This is a genomic window from Croceitalea sp. MTPC6, from assembly GCF_036985525.1.
GTDB lineage: Bacteria > Bacteroidota > Bacteroidia > Flavobacteriales > Flavobacteriaceae > Croceitalea.
In genome coordinates this window covers 629410-644759 of record NZ_BTGR01000001.1, presented here as the reverse complement: position 1 = coordinate 644759, position 15350 = coordinate 629410, and the positions used below count along the sequence as shown (strand labels likewise).

The following is a 15350-nucleotide window of genomic DNA, read 5'->3' as shown; positions in this document are numbered from 1 at the left end:
AAATGGAAATCAATAAAAACGAGACTAAATATATAAGGGCAAAAGAACGTGTTGTTGAGCTTAAAAAATTTTACAGCCACTTAACTTCATATATTCTAGTGATTGGGGGACTCGCTGCCTTAAATTATTGGACAGATGGATGGCGTTACATGTGGTTTTTATGGGTGGCTTTTGGATGGGGAATAGGAATTATTGCACATGCGGTTGGAACATTTAATCTTAACCCTTTCTTTGGAAAGGATTGGGAAAAGAGGAAGATTCAAGAATATATGGAAAAGCAAGAAGAACAAGAAAAATGGAAATGATAATGGAAGACAATAAAAACAAATATACAAGAGCGAAAAAGCGAGTAGATGAGCTAAAGGGGTTTTATATACATGCCTCCATCTACACTGTAATTAACACTTTTATTTTGGTGAACATATTTATTAGAAGTGGTTATGATGGGGAGGGATTTTGGCAGATAGAGCATTTCTTTACCTTGTTCTTTTGGGGAATAGGGCTTTTCTTCCATGCCTCGAAAGTCTTTGGTTTAAACCCTTTTTTCAACAAAGATTGGGAGAAGCGTCAGATTGAAAAATACATGGAAGAAGATAGGGAAGAAGCTAATAAATTCACAAAAAGATGATTAACGAATTTGTAAACAGCGACTTAGCAAGAGCGCAGAAAAGAGTAGAAGTGCTAAAGAATTTTTACAAGCACCTTACAACTTATATTTTAATCAATAGTTTTTTGCTATTGTTTGCCAAAAGCTTCACAATTGTTCTTTTAAGTAAGCAAGCTCTTGGCAACCCAGAATTTTTGGAATGGGTAAATTGGAACTTTTATGGTACACCAATAATTTGGGGGATAGCGTTGCTTATACACGCAGTTTATGTTTTTTTACCTAGCCCATTCAAAAAATGGGAGGAGAAACAGATAAAAAAGTATCTTGAAAAAGATAAAGAAGAAACTGAAAAATATAGATAGTTTTAAATTCTTAGAAAAATAAAATGAACGCAATCATCATTGAAGACGAAAAACCAGCAGCAAGAAGGTTAGGAAGGTTATTAGACCAGCTTAATGTAAATGTTTCAACAATGCTACATTCTGTCGAAGAATCCATTGAGTGGTTTCAGAATAATGCCCATCCAGAACTCATATTTTTGGATATTCAACTTTCGGATGGACTTTCGTTTGAGATTTTTGATGTTATCGAGGTTAAAAGCGCCATCATTTTTACAACGGCTTTCGATGAATATGCACTACAAGCTTTTAAGTTAAATAGCATTGATTATTTGCTAAAACCTATTGATGATGAAGAGCTCGAAAAAGCAGTAAAACAATACCGTGATTTTAAGCCTGAAAAGGAACGAATTTCAGTCGATTTTGAAGATATAAAAAAGTTGCTTGTAAACCCACTTGAAAGGGAGTATAAAAAACGGTTTACTACTAGGGTAGGGCAGCACTTAAAAATTATAAATGCTGATGAGGTCGAATGTTTTTTTAGTGAAAATAAAGGTACCTATGCGGCAACCTTAGATGGTAGAAATTATTTGCTTGATACAACTTTGGAAAATTTAGAAGAGGAGTTATCTCCTAAAATGTTCTTTAGAGTAAGTAGAAAATTTTACGTAAACATAAATCATATCAACGACATCATTTCTTATACAAATTCTAGACTTCAGATTAAGCTAGATCACTTTAAGGAACAAGAAATCATCGTTAGTAGGGAAAGAGTTAAAGATTTCAAGCTTTGGTTGGAGTAAATATATTTAAAAGTCTGATTTATAATCATTTAAATATAACGATAGATTTTTCTTATATTAGTGTTTTTCACTAAAAAACCTAATTTTCTTCAATCCTATTGTCATCAAAAGCAGATGGTAACAACTTTGGTATCAACTTTATAAATATAGGCAATAAAACGGCACCACCGGGTAACATAAAAATTGCTAGTGAAGGGATAGATTTAAAAATGTCCAATAGCTGCATTTTTATTTTTTTTTGCTCTTCCTCGTTCAATTCTTTAGTAGTGGATTTTGTCAATAGTAAAACTAACTCCTTACTTTCAGATAACTCTTTTTTAAGTCTTTTACTATTTCTAAGGATAATCTTACTCACATTTTTGGTCATCCCATCATAGAATTTTGAAGCCAAATTTGTGTCTTTTAAATAGGGTATTTTCTCACGATTTTTTTCAAAGAAAACACGTACATTTTTTAAGGCTTTTTTAATGCTAGTTTTAGTATGTTTTAAGTCCTTGCCTAAGCCATAAATATATTCCGATTCCGTGTAGTCTAGAGAGTGGTCTTCCCAAACTGTCAAGCATGCAATATCTAGAAGATATTTTTTTTCAATAGAAGTAAAATTGTTTTGCAATATATCTAGATAACTCCCATCAAAATTTGCGTTAGCTATATCTACATAAGTTAATGATGAGGCTAAAAGTTGAATCAGTTTTGCATCTGATTTACTGGTCTCTTTGGAGTTTAATGCTTGATAAGCAATATTCACCGTTACATATTCTAATAACTGCGCATGTTTTATTAAATTATTTTTATCTGCTAGATAGGCTCTAAAGAGCAGTATATCAATAAAAAGAAGCGAGTTGGTAAGGCTGTTGCCAAATGTTCTATTAAATATGTTCCCGTTTAAATAGATTCTGGAATCTATTAATTTCTCCAGCTGTGCATCTGTCTTGGTGCCAGTAAGTATTTTGTTTAAAAAAGAAATCTTCCCTAAATCTAAAGTATTGTAATAATTGAATACAGTATCAACAAAAGCTTCAAAATTGGAATTACCAGTATCAAACCTGTATGAATAGTATAGTGCTGATAATAAATTGATTTTAGCTACTTCATCCTCTGAGAGCTCATGTTCTGTTTCAATAAATAAAGGTACTGCCAGATGAATTCCATAAATAAACCCATTGTCCAATAAATCACCATATAGGGAGTCAAAATTTGAGTAGGATCCTAAATATTCATTTGATAGAGAACCAAATTTAGAGATCCATCCTGAAGCTGAAGGGTTCATAAGGTAGGTTAATTAGTCTTTCAAAGAAAGCGAAAATATAGAACTTCACCTACACTTGGGTTCAAAGACTAATATTTCATTACACAAAAATGCTGTTAAGTTTTTTTTAACATTTAAAAACCAAACCCCATTTTTTATTACTGCGTAGGTACGGTTGTATTAATCTTCAAAAAAATATTAAAAATGAAAAAAACAACCAAGTTAATTACTGGTTTTGGACTATTGGCGGTTGCGACGGGAATTTTTGTTGCAGCAGACCATATTGATGCACCCAGTAGTATGGGAACTACAGCTGATATTGCTGATTACTTTGCTTTTGAACCTTCATTGGATTCAGATAATACTGTCTTTATTGTGGATTTACAGTCCAATGTAGTGGATGGATTGGCTTATGGAACATTTGATGAGGATGTCCTAACCGAGATAAATATTGATGTTGATGGTGATTTGATTGAGGACATGGTCATACAGGCCATACCAAGGGATGGTAGAATGTATTTCTTTGGTCCTGTTGCACCGGACCAAACAGGTTTAAACAGTCAAGTACTTGTAAACACTCCGCTTGGAGATGTAGGAATCTCTGGAGAGACAGCTATAACTGAGACAACTACAGATGGTGTTTCACTTTTTGCAGGTCCTCGCCAAGACCCTTTCTTTTTCGATTTTTTCCGTTTTAATGAGGTTTTAGCACCTACTACTATGGATAATTCGGGATTCAACGTGCCGGGTGAAGATACATTTGACGGAGCAAATACGATGTCTATTGCAATTGAGCTGCCAAATAGTTTAATAGGTGAGACAACAGCTACAAACGTTATTGGTGTACAAGTGTACAAAACATGGGTAACCACAAATAGAAAACAATAATTATAACTCTAAAAATAATAAAATGAAGCTATATAATATAAAATATGTATTCTTTTCACTAGCACTTACGCTAATGGTGGCATCCTGTAATAATGATGATGACCAGCAAATGGTAGATATGGCTACCTGTGATGATGGTATAATGAACGGAGATGAGACAGGTGTGGATTGTGGTGGATCATGTACGCCTTGTGAGACAATGTCCATGGATCCAGATTTTTCTGGTACGTATGCTCAAGTAGATCATATGGGTCGCCCTGGAATCAATACCGTTTTAGGTGCTGATGATGATACCAAAGATTCGCACAATGTCTCTATTCCATCTGAACAAGAGGTTACTTTTCAGGAAGGTTATGAGGCTCGTTTAGAGGCATTACATGACGCTTATGCAGTTGCCTTGGGAGCAGATCCAGCTGATATTAACTATGAACCGAATATATTAAGTGATATTCTTGGTTTTGATGTAACCGCTGAAATTTTGACCACAGTACTTTCCAAAGATGTTCTCGAAGTGGCTCCAAATGCACAAACAGTATATTTTGACGGCAATGTCCCGATTGGTTTTACTGGAAGAAAATTAGAAGATGACGTTATTGATGTCTCTTTAATCCTTCTTTTTGGAGGTAGGGATGGAGCTCGTTTCAATGGTGAAGGTGGCTTGCCCCAGTTGGTAACCGATGGTGTTGGCCTTACTGCTGACAACATAACTACAACATTCCCTTATATAGGGGCTCCTGAGTAGATTATAATGCTATGAAAAGGAGTTGGAAGGGAGCTGGCAATAGGTTCCCTTCCTTTTATTAAAAACAACTAAAAATTTATTCAATGAAAAATATAGTCTATATCATAGCTGTTTTACTCATTGTTTCCTGCAATGATAAAAACACAAATTTTAGAACTGATTCTATTGATTATGAAGCCTTTCTGGTTTCTAATTCCGCAGAAACTACTTCTAAATATTTCGAATTGTGGAATTCGAAGATAAAACCAGATAGTATTCAATTATTAAGCTTTCCCAACGTTGCTGGTGAGTATAATCGCTTTTTTAAGAAAACAGGTGATATTAAATATTTAAAGAAAGCTGAAAAAGCATTGGTAAAAGCAGTTGAAATAGCTAATATTAACAAAGCTGCTTATCGCAGGGCCTTGGCAAGAAACTATATCTCCCAACATCGTTTTAAAGAAGCGCTTGTACTTGCAGAAGAAGCAGATGAAATTGGTGGCGGCAGAAAAGGAACACAAAGCCTGTTATTTGATATCCATATGGAATTGGGTAATTATGACCTAGCTGAAAAGTACTTGGACAGTATCAAAAACATGTCAGATTTTGGGTATTTAATCCGTATTGCCAAGTGGAATGATCACAAAGGTAATCTGGACACTACCATTAAATTTATGGATAAAGCCATGGCAAAGGCAGAATCATCAAAAAACAAAACACTCTTGCTATGGTCATATAGTAACATTGCAGATTACTATGGACATGCAGGCAGGATAGGTGACTCTTACCGATATTATCTAAAGACATTAGAATTGGACCCGCAAAATGCATATGCAAAAAAAGGCTTGGCTTGGATTGTTTTTTCGTATGAAAAGAATGGAGAGGAAGCTTTACGAATTCTAGATGCTGTAACAGAAAATCACAAAGCTCCAGATTATTATTTATTGAAAGCTGAAATAGCAGAATTTATGAATGATAAAATTGCGATGACAGCAAACTTAGACCGTTATTATACAGCTGTCCAAGCAAATGATTATGGAAGCATGTACAATGCTTACGATGTTGGATTTTATCTAAATCATACCCAGCAATATGAAAAGGCCTTAAACCTAGCTTTAAACGAGGTTATAAGTAGGCCAACAGCAGAAGCTTACGGACTACTTGCCAATGTTTACAACAAAATGGGAAAAACAAAAGCAGCCTTAGAGATTGTAGAGAAACAAATTGTTGGCAAAACGTTTGAACCTGCAATTTTGCTACAGGCGGCTGAAGTTTATAAGGCAAATAATCAACTGGATAAGGTTGCGAGCTTAAAGCTTGAATTATTGGGAGCTGTCTATGAATTAGGTCCCGCATCCGAAGAACAGATTGCTCAACTATAAGCTATAGTTATAAAAAGATTTTGTGTTTGATTAAAAGAAATCCATTGTAGGATGTTTAGTTGTTTTTAGGAAGCTCCTTGGCAATTTGCTTGGGAGCTTTTAGCATATAAAACCCTGAAGGGAAAAATTACGTAGGTAGTATAAACCCAAATCTTATGTATTATTTTCTATTTTTCTGTTGGGCTTTCATTATGATTGCGCTATTGGCAAAGGCTTATTTTGCTACTAAATCCTTAAAAAAACTTCTCCTGGCATACTCTTCTGATCTGTAAAAAATAATAGTTGGATGTAGTGGGTAATTAAGATTGGCTATGTAACTTACGTTCATGAGAAAGGTAATTCTTATCACTGTTTATGCGGTCTTATTTCTTTTCTGCCTTCTTTCCCATAGTCAAAATGATACCACTTCTATAAAAAGCGATTTAATTAAAGACTTTGATTTAACTGCGTTACCTGTTTTATTTTACTTGCCTGAAACTGGGCTGGGTTATGGAGGATTAGGGATAGCAACTTTTAAATTTAAGGAAGAACCAGAATCGAGTAGGCCATCTTCTGCCCAATTTGGAATCAGTTATACTACAAAAAATCAATTACTTGTATTTGCTCCCTATGAGTTGTACTGGGACAATGAGAAATGGCGTGTTGTTGGTGAATTGGGTTTTTATAAATACTTCTATAATTTTTACGGTGTAGGGATTAATTCCCTAGAGGAAGATTTTGATACTTATGATGTTACTTTTCCAAGATTTCGATTTTCAATTTTAAGGGAGGTATTACCTAAGATTTCATTAGGAATAGGGTACGAGTTAGATGTTTTTTCCAGATTGCGAATCACAGAAAGAGGAATTCTGGAAACTTCAAATGTTATTGGTAAAGATGTAGGTGGCACAGTTTCCAATATTGGTATACAAGCATTCTATGACTCCAGAGACCATATTTTCTATCCAACAAAGGGGTTCTTTATCCAAGGCAGCGTTTTTACAGCTGCGGAATTTTTAGGTTCCTCATTTTCTTATTCAAAGTTTAGCCTTGACAATAGATTTTATCAAAAGATAAAAGGGAAGCAGGTTTTGGCTACGAACTTTTTTATTGCAAATAATGGTGAAGGAACGCCTTTTTTTGATTTTAACAGACTTGGAACAAACAGAACTAGAGGTTTTAATGACAGGAGGTATCAAGATAATGCGGAGTTAAGCATTACGACTGAATATCGTTTCCCAATATCTGGCAGGTTTGGAGGAGCAATTTTTGCCTCAACTGGAACTGTGTCACCGACGTTTAGTGACCTTTTTGCAAGTAAATATAGAAATGCAGGCGGAATAGGATTGCGCTATATTATAAATAAAAAAGACGGCATCCGTATTCGTGTGGATTACGGATATGCCGCTGAAGGTGGAAATCTTTATTTTACTATTCGAGAAGCCTTTTGATAAACACTAGCTTACAAGTCAATAAAATTGTCCAAATCAAGGGTCCAATCGTAATTATTATAAACCAAATCCACTCCTTTTGTATCCTTAATGATACCTTGTTCTTTTAATATTTTTTTTACACCGCTTTTTCCGCCAAAATCCCCTCTAAACCAACTAAACAATGAAGTTACGCCCACTTCATTTTTATCGGAATCGTATTCTGATGTTCTCTTAAGATAGATTTCAGTACCCTTCTCCAATTGTTCTTTAATTCGTTTCGGGGTATAGATGGCAACAGGTGGACAATCTTTTGCACCACAATTTAAAGCAAAATGTATCCTATAATCCCGCTTTTTTACACGTAGTTTACGTTCAAATTTATCAGGAAACCAAGTTCTAAAATAGCCAAGACCCAATTCCCACTGAGATTTTCTAATAATACCATGTTCAATTTTAGAAAACGCAACAGTTTCACCAGCTATCTTTATTTGCTCTTTAGAGAAAAAAGCTCTTCGGTCATTATAATATTCTGGGTGCTCTTTTAAAATTACTTGAATGTATCCGTTATAGATATTTATCCAGAATGCAAATTTTTGTTCATCGGTCACCAATGTTTCGCTTAATTCTTCTAAGGTAACATTGGCTAACTGATCTTGTAAGGCGTTGGTGTCTTTTCCATCTCTTGCAAATTCAAGAAATTGCTCGGATATCTTGTTAAAATCTGTGGTTTTTATCGCTTTACTTTTCAAAGGAGCCTCTTTTACTTTACAGCAACTCAGTAAAACCAAAAAAAGTAAGAGGATTACATTATTTTTCATTGTTTTTCTTGTTAGATTCGCTCATACGTACGGAAAAAACTTTGCATGGGTTCAGTCGTTAAATGTAAAACAATCTTTCACCATTATTTTTAAAACTTCATGATATCATATTACGTATATAGCTTAAAGAGCGACACTGTATGATAAGTGTAATAATACCAGCACATAACGAGAAAAAAAACTTGGAAAATCTACTGCCAAGACTATCTAAATTGGCTTATGGTCATAAAGTAGAAGTTTTGGTGTGTTTATCCAAGGATACAAAAGATGGTTCTAAAACAATAAATGGCTTTGATGCATTAAGCTATATCAGATGTGATAAGAAAGGGCGTGCAGTCCAAATGAATGGCGGTGCTGCTGCTGCCAAAGGAGATATTCTGGTCTTTTTGCATGCAGATGTGGTACCTCCAAAAGGTTTTTTTGAGGATATCCTCCAAACCATAAATAATAATAACGATGCAGGCTTTTTCTCATATAAGTTTGATAAAGAAAACTTCTTTCTAAAATTAAATTCTTCTTTTACATCTAAAGATGGGATTTTTACCGGAGGAGGAGACCAATGTCTTTTTATTAGAAAATCGGTTTTTGAAAAAATGGGGGGCTTCAATGAAAAACAAGTTCTCATGGAAGATTTTGAGTTTTTTAGTAGAATGAAAGCTGAAAAAGTACCCTATAAAATCATAAAGAATGATTTGGTTGTCTCCTCAAGAAAATATGAAGAGAACTCATATCTACGAGTTAACCTGACCAATTTTTTGTTGGTAATCCTCTTTAAATTTGGGTATGCCCCTGAAAAATTGAAAATAATCCACAATAGATTGTTACGGTTGCCCTATCAAAATAATAAGGAGAAGTTTTGAACTACACTGTAAACGGTATCCAACAAATTGGAATAGGAGTTACCAATGCCAAAGAGGTTTTTAACTGGTATAAGAATCATTTTGGATTTGATATTCTTGTTTTTGAAGACACCTCGGAAGCTGCCTTAATGACCCAATATACTGCTGATCAAGTAATGAGTCGTTATGCTTTATTGGCTATGAACATGAAAGGCGGGGGCGGCTTGGAAATATGGCAGTTTAAAGATAGGACTCCAAAACCACAGATTACGGATTTTAAACTGGGTGATTTGGGCATCAATATGATGAAATTACGCAATACGGATATAATCCTTCCCAGTAGTTGCTTAAAAGACCCATGGGGTAACTGGATACAATCTGTTCAGGATAATTATACTTTCTGCAATTATAAGGATAGAAATGGGGGAGTAATGGGTGCTGTTATTGGAGTTTCCAATATGGAAAAATCACTTTTATTCTATCAAGGTCTTTTTGGATTGGATAAAATAAAGTCTGATGAAACAGGAGTTTTTGATGACTTTAAAAATATCCCTGGAGGGACTTCAAAATATAGAAGGGTTTTAATCTCTAGAAACACTTCAACAGTTGGTGGGTTTGGAAAACTTTTGGGACCATTTGAATTAGAACTTATTCAGGTAATCGATAGAACTCCGAGTAAAATATATGAAGATAGAATATGGGGAGATTTAGGATATATTCATTTATGCTTTGATGTTGCTGGAATGGATGCTCTCAAAAAGGCTTCACAATCAATTGGTCATCCATTTACTGTAGATAGTGCAAATAGCTTTGATATGGGTGAGGCTTCAGGTAGATTTGGATATGTTGAAGACCCAGATGGAACTTTAATAGAATTAGTGGAGACACATAAAGTCCCCATTCTTAAAAAATTGGGGATTTATATCAATCTAAAAAATCGAAACCCAAAAAAGCCTTTACCAAATTGGGTGGTAAAAGCAATGCAAGTACATCGGAAAAGAAAGGATTTTTAACTTTTTGATGTATTTCGAATCAATCCTACACCAGCAAAGAAAAAAACAGCACCTAAAACACCATAGGTAATCATTGCACGGGTAGTTCCCGTATTATTTCCAAATAAAATAGCGGTATAAATTAGTCCACCAATTCCAGCTAGAGTAAGTATTGCTCCAAATATTTTCTTTAAATCCATGCGGAAAAATAATAAAAAGTTTTAAAATTAGCTGTTCAATAGCTGTAACAAATCTTCCATTTTCATTACTTCGGCAAATTCCTCGTTAAGGCTTGCCAAGGTAGTTTGATGGATAAGTTCTGCATCAAACACTTCCCCAGTAATCCCTTTTCGGTCAAAAGTTGCCGTGGCATCAGCAATCAAAATAGTTTCAAAACCAAGATTGCCAGCCATACGGGTAGTAGTGGATATACAGTGATTAGTTGTGAGCCCCACTATGACCAAAGTTGAAACTCCCCTGTCTTTTAAATGTTTTTCCAAATTAGTTCCGATAAAGGCACTATTTACATCTTTTACAATAACAGGTTCCTGTTCAATGGGCTTTACTACATCCTGTAAAGCAAAACCAGGTTTTGTAGGATGTAAAGGCGAATCTGGGTTTTGGGACCCATGCATGATATGATACACGGGAAAGTTAAGGCTTCGCCATTTATCCAATAGAAAAGCACATTTTTTTTCTGCGTCTTTGTTATTTCTATTTCCGCCCCAGTAAGCTTCGTTTTGAAATCCTTTTTGGATATCAATTAGAAGTAATGCAGGTTTTTTATTTGCTAAATTCATAGTTATGAAGCTATAACCCCAAGTGTGTATAGCTGCTCCAAGGTTGGGGATTCGCTACCGCCTGCTGGCTCTAAAGTAATTCCAAAGGCTTCCGTTTCATTGGTATTTGGCAACTCAAAAAGCCTATTGTCATTACTAGCAAAATCATCTAAAAGACCAACGCTCGTTGGGGTTAATGGATTTAGCTTTAATGACCAGACTTGATAGGTGAATCCGGGAGGAGGTTCCGGTAAGCCCTGGGCATCTATATATACTTTTTGTGTTTCTCTGTTCCAATATGCTTTGGCATAAGAATCTGGGGATACGGTTTGACCGCCAAGAGCGACTACGGTTACATTTTTATCCCGTAATTCATTTAAAATATTTTCCGTGCCAACAACCGCTTCTCTAGCGTTTAAAATTTGCTCTTGCAAAGTTTGCTTTTCTTGGTTTGTTACCTCTATTTCGGATTTAAGCTTATCGTTCTCTGTATACATCCATATTAAACCAGCAGCAAAGATTATAGATGCGGCCCAACCTAAATAGCTGGTCCATGGGGTCTTTTTAACAACTTTAGGTTCTAGTTGTACTACTTCTCGTATTTCTGTTTTAATGGTTTCAAAACTAGTGCTGGGTAGCCCTGGAGAAGATTTCTGGGTCAAATCTAGGATTGCAGTTTCTATAGCTTCAATTTCTGCTTTAATTTCAGGATATTCCTGTGCATATCCATCTATCTCTAAGTTTTCTTTCTCAGAGAGTAGTCCTGCAACGTACAGTTCCAAAATACCGGATGATATGTATTTCTTAATATCCATTTATATCTTCATGTTTTCTCTTATTTGAGAAATACAGCTTCTATTTCTAGTTTTTACAGTTCCAATAGGGATGTTCAATTCCTCGGCAGCTTCTTTTTGGGTAAATCCCTGAAAATAAAGTAGACTTATAATTTGTACGCACTTTTCTTTTAGGTTATTGAGTAGTGTTTTAAGCCCTATTGCATCCATTTTTCCTTCTAAATCCTCACTGCCTTCCAAAATACCTACGAAGTATTCTGTACTGAGGTTTTTCTTTTGTTGTTTGTGGGATTTTGAACGTATTTCATCGATGGCAGCATTGCGGGCTATATTCAATATCCAAGTAAAAAAACGCCCTTTGGATGAATTGTAAGTGTCTGCTTTCTCCCAAATTTTGACAAATACATCTTGACAAATTTCTTGAGCCCTTTCCGGGTTCCTGATCATGGTGTTAATGACCCCCAATATATTTTCGGAGTACATCGCATAGAGCTTCTCAAAAGCGGAAACGTCCTTGTTTTGAAATTTTTGTATGAGAAGGTCTAGCTCCATAGGTTTCGATACCAAATATAAAAAAAGGCTTCGGTTAGGAAGCCTTTTCTCATGTATTTTATAGATGTTTACTCTATGATTCCGGTACAGGCAACTCTAGCTCCTGCGGCACCACTTGGTTGTGATGTAAAATCGTCTACACCTTGATGGACAATCACTGCTTTACCCACAATATTTTTAGTGTCATCATCACATCCAATGCACCATTCTGTAGTAGCAAACTCTACAGTTCCGTTCCCACCAGCATCAGCAGTAAAATTACCGATATCCCCTTTGTGATAACCACCTTCTGCACCCCATTCGGCATGTGGCTGAAAAGTTGGATTCCAATGTCCTCCAGTTGATTTTCCATCTGCAGAGGAACAATCTGCTTTTTCATGAATATGTATAGCGTGCTCTCCTTCTGAAAGTCCCGATAATGAGGCCATCATTTTTACTTCTCCATTTTCTTCGGTAAAAGTAACCTCTCCAGAAACACCACTATCACTTTTAGGTTCCATTTGGAACTTAATAGATTCTACTTGAACTTCTTCTATTACAGTCTCTACTGCTTCTTCCATTTCCTCAGAAGCATTTTCAGTTTCTTTTTTGACTTCCTTGCAGCTAAAAGCTGTGAATAATAAAAGTGCTAAAGGAAGTACAATTAATTTTTTCATCGTAAGTGTTTTATAGGTTTGGTACTAAGGTAAAGATAATTTGGTGCGGTGTCAACTTTAAGAAATTAATTAAAACGCCTTAAAAAGTTCCCTTGGATCGCGAATCCCTCTTTTTAAATTTTCGCAAAGTAAAAGCGTCTTATCTATTCTCGTCTGGGAATTCTTGTAACGTGCTATAGCATAAATAAGACCACGTTTTCTGCCATCTGTAAGTGTTTCAAAAACTTGATGCGCTTCAAAATCGCTGAACATGACCGCTTCAAATTCTTCTGGGACATCTACTCCGTATTTAGAGTCATCTTCAAAGAATTGCAATTGAAAATAATCATTGGGAAAAACGCCAAGTTCTTTTTGATAGCGTTTGCCGAACATCATGTAATAATTACCATTTCTTTTTTGAAAGGCACCATGAAAAGAAAGTTCTTTCCCTTGAAAAGTTGCCTTTACTTTTGCCCTTTTAATATTTTTATCTAGAAAAGGTTTTATGATGTCCATGGGAAGTAAAAGCGTGTAATAGCTTCCAGTAATCGAAATTTCAAAAACTGGACTTTCCATTATTCAATTAACCTAGTTATTATTTGAGTTTGACTATGAAGTGTTTTATGTACAGGACATTTATCCGCAATCTGCATGATTCTTGCTTTTTGTTTTTCATCTAAATCTCCAGAAAGTTTTATTTCACGTTCAAAAGTGTCAATTTTGGCAGTGTCATCTTCACAATTTTCGCAATCTTGTGCATGGGATTTACTATAAGAAGTATGTACCTCTACATTCTCTATTAGCCATCCTTTTCGTTTCGCATACATTTGAATTGTCATTACCGTGCATGCAGACAGACCAGCTGAAACCAATTCATAGGGTGAGGGACCAAAGTCATTTCCTCCAAATTCTTCTGGTTCATCAGCTGTCAGATAATGGTTGCCGACTTTAATCCTTGTGGTAAACCCATCTTCTATATCTAAACTGGCCGCTACCTGATGTTTTGTCTTAAGGTTTGTTTTTAGAGCGTCACAATTTAGATACCGTTTTGCCCAACCAGCAATAACATCCCCTACATACGTAGAGTCTTCTTTTCTGGATAATAAATGATCTGCTCCATCCAACGAAACAAAACTTTTTGGATGGTGCGCTGAAACATATATTTCCTCAGCATTTTTTATTCCAACAGTATCATCTTGTGGGGAATGCATTACCAATAATGGCTTTCTTAGGTCTTTAGCAGTTTCTGGTAGGGACTTGGTTTCTAAATCATCAACAAACTGTTTTTTAATTTTAAAATCACGTCCTCCAAGATTTACTACCGCTTCGCCTTCTTTTTTAATCTCTTCGAGCCCACTTTTAAATAGATGTTTTACATGAACAGGATTTGATGGAGCACCAATTGTAGCCACAGCTTGTACTGATGGGATTTCACTTGCTGCAAATACAACAGCTGCTCCTCCCAAAGAATGTCCAATTAATAGGGTAGGGGCGACATAGTCTTCTTTTAAGAAGTCTGAAGCTGCTACCAAATCTTCAACATTTCCGGAAAAGTTCGTATCAGCAAAATCACCATCACTTTCTCCAAGACCGGTAAAATCAAAGCGCAATACAGCAAATCCATTGTTGGTCAAAGACTTGCTTATATTTTTTACAGCTAATAGATTTTTATTACAGGTAAAACAATGTGCAAAAAGCGCATAGTTATGGGGATGTCTATCTATAGGTAACTCTAAACGACCTACAAGGGATTGACCGTTCTTATTTTGGAAAGTGACTTTTTGAAGGCTCATTACTTTGACTTTTTACGTAAGTCGGGATTAAAAAAGAATCCTATCTGAAATCGGTCGAAAACTGCATTACTAAATTGATTTCTCAACCATCCAAATTGTACACTACTATTATCTGTCAAGTGAACACCCAAAGCACCGTAAAGGCGGTTTTGTCCAAACAGGTTGTCTTGTAAATTGATGAATAGTTCATCATAAAAGTTTAAGAATAGCGTGTTGGTCAATGGTAAAGTTGCTTGTATTCGATAGCGTGCACGATGCTGCGTACTTTTTTGAAAGTCTGGATCTCCACTTTCTCCAAATGTTATAAAACGCTGTTCCAAACGATAACGATGCTCAAAAAGAAATTCCCAAACTTTATTTTTTAAAATAAACTGTTGAAAAATGCGATGTTCCTTAATTCTAATATCTTCTACAAGTATATCACCAAAAATAATTCGAGTATCGGAAAAATCAGGATCAGTATTTATAAAAGCATAACCACCTGTTGCAATTGCATTTGGGTTGAGATGATAATTTGCCCCAGTCCTTAAAAGCAATTGATTAAAATTTGAACTGGTTTCATAATAACGAAATTGAGCTTCGGTATGTATGCTCCAACGTTCGGCAATTTGGTTCATTCCAAAATACATATACCAGATTCCGGTCTCATCTTCTCCTCGAAACTCAGGTGCTGATTCGTCTTGGGCATTAATGAAATTGATTAAAAAAATTGACACTATTAAAAAAAACTTTCTCATATATACATTAA

At 35.4% G+C, this 15350-nt stretch carries 20 protein-coding genes; 10 read left to right on the top strand and 10 right to left on the bottom strand.

Annotated features, from left to right (window positions below; translation table 11 throughout):
- Positions 1–2: 2 nt before the first annotated feature.
- The 4 genes from AACP56_RS03020 to AACP56_RS03005 are packed head-to-tail and all read left to right on the top strand — an operon-like array spanning position 3 to position 1748.
- Positions 3–305 carry a 2TM domain-containing protein gene (locus AACP56_RS03020; protein WP_339333567.1) on the top strand — a complete coding sequence of 101 codons (303 nt, stop codon included), beginning with the start codon at positions 3–5 and terminating at the stop codon, positions 303–305.
- Positions 306–307: 2 nt separating this feature from the next.
- On the top strand, positions 308–628 hold the full coding sequence (locus AACP56_RS03015; protein ID WP_339333569.1) for a 2TM domain-containing protein: 321 nt from the start codon (positions 308–310) through the stop codon (positions 626–628).
- Positions 625–969, top strand: a complete 345-nt coding sequence (locus AACP56_RS03010) for a 2TM domain-containing protein (RefSeq protein WP_339333571.1) — start codon at positions 625–627, stop codon at positions 967–969. Before AACP56_RS03015 ends, AACP56_RS03010 begins: the two co-directional genes overlap by 4 nt.
- A gap of 23 nt (positions 970–992) precedes the next feature.
- Positions 993–1748, top strand: a complete 756-nt coding sequence (locus tag AACP56_RS03005; protein ID WP_339333573.1) for a LytR/AlgR family response regulator transcription factor — start codon at positions 993–995, stop codon at positions 1746–1748.
- A gap of 79 nt (positions 1749–1827) precedes the next feature.
- Here AACP56_RS03005 and AACP56_RS03000 read toward each other — a convergent pair whose 3' ends face one another.
- A complete protein-coding gene (locus AACP56_RS03000; protein ID WP_339333575.1) occupies positions 1828–3018 on the bottom strand; it encodes an LETM1-related biofilm-associated protein in 1191 nt (396 codons plus the stop codon).
- A gap of 183 nt (positions 3019–3201) precedes the next feature.
- Here AACP56_RS03000 and AACP56_RS02995 point away from each other — a divergent pair, with 183 nt between their 5' ends.
- From AACP56_RS02995 to AACP56_RS02980, 4 genes are all read left to right on the top strand, one after another.
- Positions 3202–3885: a DUF4331 family protein gene (locus AACP56_RS02995; RefSeq protein ID WP_339333577.1), complete on the top strand. Its 684-nt coding sequence runs from the start codon at positions 3202–3204 to the stop codon at positions 3883–3885.
- A gap of 22 nt (positions 3886–3907) precedes the next feature.
- The gene (locus AACP56_RS02990; protein ID WP_339333579.1) at positions 3908–4627 is read left to right on the top strand and encodes a DUF4331 family protein; all 720 of its coding nucleotides are present in this window, start codon (positions 3908–3910) and stop codon (positions 4625–4627) included.
- Between the two features lie 83 nt (positions 4628–4710).
- A complete protein-coding gene (locus tag AACP56_RS02985; protein WP_339333581.1) occupies positions 4711–5988 on the top strand; it encodes a tetratricopeptide repeat protein in 1278 nt (425 codons plus the stop codon).
- A gap of 326 nt (positions 5989–6314) precedes the next feature.
- Positions 6315–7418, top strand: coding sequence for a BamA/TamA family outer membrane protein (locus tag AACP56_RS02980; protein WP_339333583.1), 1104 nt, complete (start codon positions 6315–6317; stop codon positions 7416–7418).
- 11 nt (positions 7419–7429) lie between these two features.
- Here the strand turns inward: AACP56_RS02980 and AACP56_RS02975 are convergent, their stop codons facing one another.
- A complete protein-coding gene (locus tag AACP56_RS02975; RefSeq protein WP_339333585.1) occupies positions 7430–8218 on the bottom strand; it encodes a DUF547 domain-containing protein in 789 nt (262 codons plus the stop codon).
- 140 nt (positions 8219–8358) lie between these two features.
- Between AACP56_RS02975 and AACP56_RS02970 the strand changes: the two genes are divergently transcribed.
- Both AACP56_RS02970 and AACP56_RS02965 read left to right on the top strand, forming a co-directional pair.
- Complete coding sequence (locus tag AACP56_RS02970; RefSeq protein ID WP_339333587.1) at positions 8359–9078, top strand: TIGR04283 family arsenosugar biosynthesis glycosyltransferase; 720 nt, start codon at positions 8359–8361, stop codon at positions 9076–9078.
- Positions 9075–10070 carry a VOC family protein gene (locus AACP56_RS02965; protein WP_339333589.1) on the top strand — a complete coding sequence of 332 codons (996 nt, stop codon included), beginning with the start codon at positions 9075–9077 and terminating at the stop codon, positions 10068–10070. Before AACP56_RS02970 ends, AACP56_RS02965 begins: the two co-directional genes overlap by 4 nt.
- On the opposite strand, the gene AACP56_RS02960 is transcribed toward AACP56_RS02965, so the two are convergent.
- From AACP56_RS02960 to AACP56_RS02925, 8 genes are all read right to left on the bottom strand, one after another.
- On the bottom strand, positions 10067–10249 hold the full coding sequence (locus AACP56_RS02960; RefSeq protein ID WP_339333591.1) for a hypothetical protein: 183 nt from the start codon (positions 10247–10249) through the stop codon (positions 10067–10069). The genes AACP56_RS02965 and AACP56_RS02960 overlap by 4 nt on opposite strands.
- Before the next feature lie 27 nt (positions 10250–10276).
- Positions 10277–10849: a cysteine hydrolase family protein gene (locus AACP56_RS02955; RefSeq protein WP_339333593.1), complete on the bottom strand. Its 573-nt coding sequence runs from the start codon at positions 10847–10849 to the stop codon at positions 10277–10279.
- Between the two features lie 2 nt (positions 10850–10851).
- Complete coding sequence (locus AACP56_RS02950) at positions 10852–11643, bottom strand: anti-sigma factor (protein WP_339333595.1); 792 nt, start codon at positions 11641–11643, stop codon at positions 10852–10854.
- The gene (locus AACP56_RS02945; RefSeq protein WP_339333597.1) at positions 11644–12174 is read right to left on the bottom strand and encodes an RNA polymerase sigma factor; all 531 of its coding nucleotides are present in this window, start codon (positions 12172–12174) and stop codon (positions 11644–11646) included.
- 68 nt (positions 12175–12242) lie between these two features.
- Entirely contained in the window at positions 12243–12830 is a 588-nt protein-coding gene (locus AACP56_RS02940; protein WP_339333599.1) for a superoxide dismutase family protein, read from the bottom strand.
- 69 nt (positions 12831–12899) lie between these two features.
- Positions 12900–13385: a YdeI/OmpD-associated family protein gene (locus AACP56_RS02935; RefSeq protein ID WP_339333601.1), complete on the bottom strand. Its 486-nt coding sequence runs from the start codon at positions 13383–13385 to the stop codon at positions 12900–12902.
- A complete protein-coding gene (locus AACP56_RS02930) occupies positions 13385–14602 on the bottom strand; it encodes a bifunctional alpha/beta hydrolase/OsmC family protein (RefSeq protein WP_339333603.1) in 1218 nt (405 codons plus the stop codon). The genes AACP56_RS02935 and AACP56_RS02930 overlap by 1 nt, the downstream gene beginning before the upstream one ends.
- The gene (locus AACP56_RS02925; RefSeq protein ID WP_339333605.1) at positions 14602–15339 is read right to left on the bottom strand and encodes a DUF2490 domain-containing protein; all 738 of its coding nucleotides are present in this window, start codon (positions 15337–15339) and stop codon (positions 14602–14604) included. The genes AACP56_RS02930 and AACP56_RS02925 overlap by 1 nt, the downstream gene beginning before the upstream one ends.
- Positions 15340–15350: the final 11 nt, after the last annotated feature.

Excerpts from the sequence above, each read along its gene's own strand:
- AACP56_RS03020 (WP_339333567.1), top strand. The coding sequence starts at position 3 with ATGGAAATCAATAAAAACGAGACTAAATATATAAGGGCAAAAGAACGT.
- AACP56_RS03015 (WP_339333569.1), top strand. The coding sequence starts at position 308 with ATGGAAGACAATAAAAACAAATATACAAGAGCGAAAAAGCGAGTAGAT.
- AACP56_RS03010 (WP_339333571.1), top strand. The coding sequence starts at position 625 with ATGATTAACGAATTTGTAAACAGCGACTTAGCAAGAGCGCAGAAAAGA.
- AACP56_RS03005 (WP_339333573.1), top strand. The coding sequence starts at position 993 with ATGAACGCAATCATCATTGAAGACGAAAAACCAGCAGCAAGAAGGTTA.
- AACP56_RS03000 (WP_339333575.1), bottom strand. The coding sequence starts at position 3,018 with ATGAACCCTTCAGCTTCAGGATGGATCTCTAAATTTGGTTCTCTATCA.
- AACP56_RS02995 (WP_339333577.1), top strand. The coding sequence starts at position 3,202 with ATGAAAAAAACAACCAAGTTAATTACTGGTTTTGGACTATTGGCGGTT.
- AACP56_RS02990 (WP_339333579.1), top strand. The coding sequence starts at position 3,908 with ATGAAGCTATATAATATAAAATATGTATTCTTTTCACTAGCACTTACG.
- AACP56_RS02985 (WP_339333581.1), top strand. The coding sequence starts at position 4,711 with ATGAAAAATATAGTCTATATCATAGCTGTTTTACTCATTGTTTCCTGC.
- AACP56_RS02980 (WP_339333583.1), top strand. The coding sequence starts at position 6,315 with ATGAGAAAGGTAATTCTTATCACTGTTTATGCGGTCTTATTTCTTTTC.
- AACP56_RS02975 (WP_339333585.1), bottom strand. The coding sequence starts at position 8,218 with ATGAAAAATAATGTAATCCTCTTACTTTTTTTGGTTTTACTGAGTTGC.
- AACP56_RS02970 (WP_339333587.1), top strand. The coding sequence starts at position 8,359 with ATGATAAGTGTAATAATACCAGCACATAACGAGAAAAAAAACTTGGAA.
- AACP56_RS02960 (WP_339333591.1), bottom strand. The coding sequence starts at position 10,249 with ATGGATTTAAAGAAAATATTTGGAGCAATACTTACTCTAGCTGGAATT.
- AACP56_RS02955 (WP_339333593.1), bottom strand. The coding sequence starts at position 10,849 with ATGAATTTAGCAAATAAAAAACCTGCATTACTTCTAATTGATATCCAA.
- AACP56_RS02950 (WP_339333595.1), bottom strand. The coding sequence starts at position 11,643 with ATGGATATTAAGAAATACATATCATCCGGTATTTTGGAACTGTACGTT.
- AACP56_RS02945 (WP_339333597.1), bottom strand. The coding sequence starts at position 12,174 with ATGGAGCTAGACCTTCTCATACAAAAATTTCAAAACAAGGACGTTTCC.
- AACP56_RS02940 (WP_339333599.1), bottom strand. The coding sequence starts at position 12,830 with ATGAAAAAATTAATTGTACTTCCTTTAGCACTTTTATTATTCACAGCT.
- AACP56_RS02935 (WP_339333601.1), bottom strand. The coding sequence starts at position 13,385 with ATGGAAAGTCCAGTTTTTGAAATTTCGATTACTGGAAGCTATTACACG.
- AACP56_RS02930 (WP_339333603.1), bottom strand. The coding sequence starts at position 14,602 with ATGAGCCTTCAAAAAGTCACTTTCCAAAATAAGAACGGTCAATCCCTT.
- AACP56_RS02925 (WP_339333605.1), bottom strand. The coding sequence starts at position 15,339 with ATGAGAAAGTTTTTTTTAATAGTGTCAATTTTTTTAATCAATTTCATT.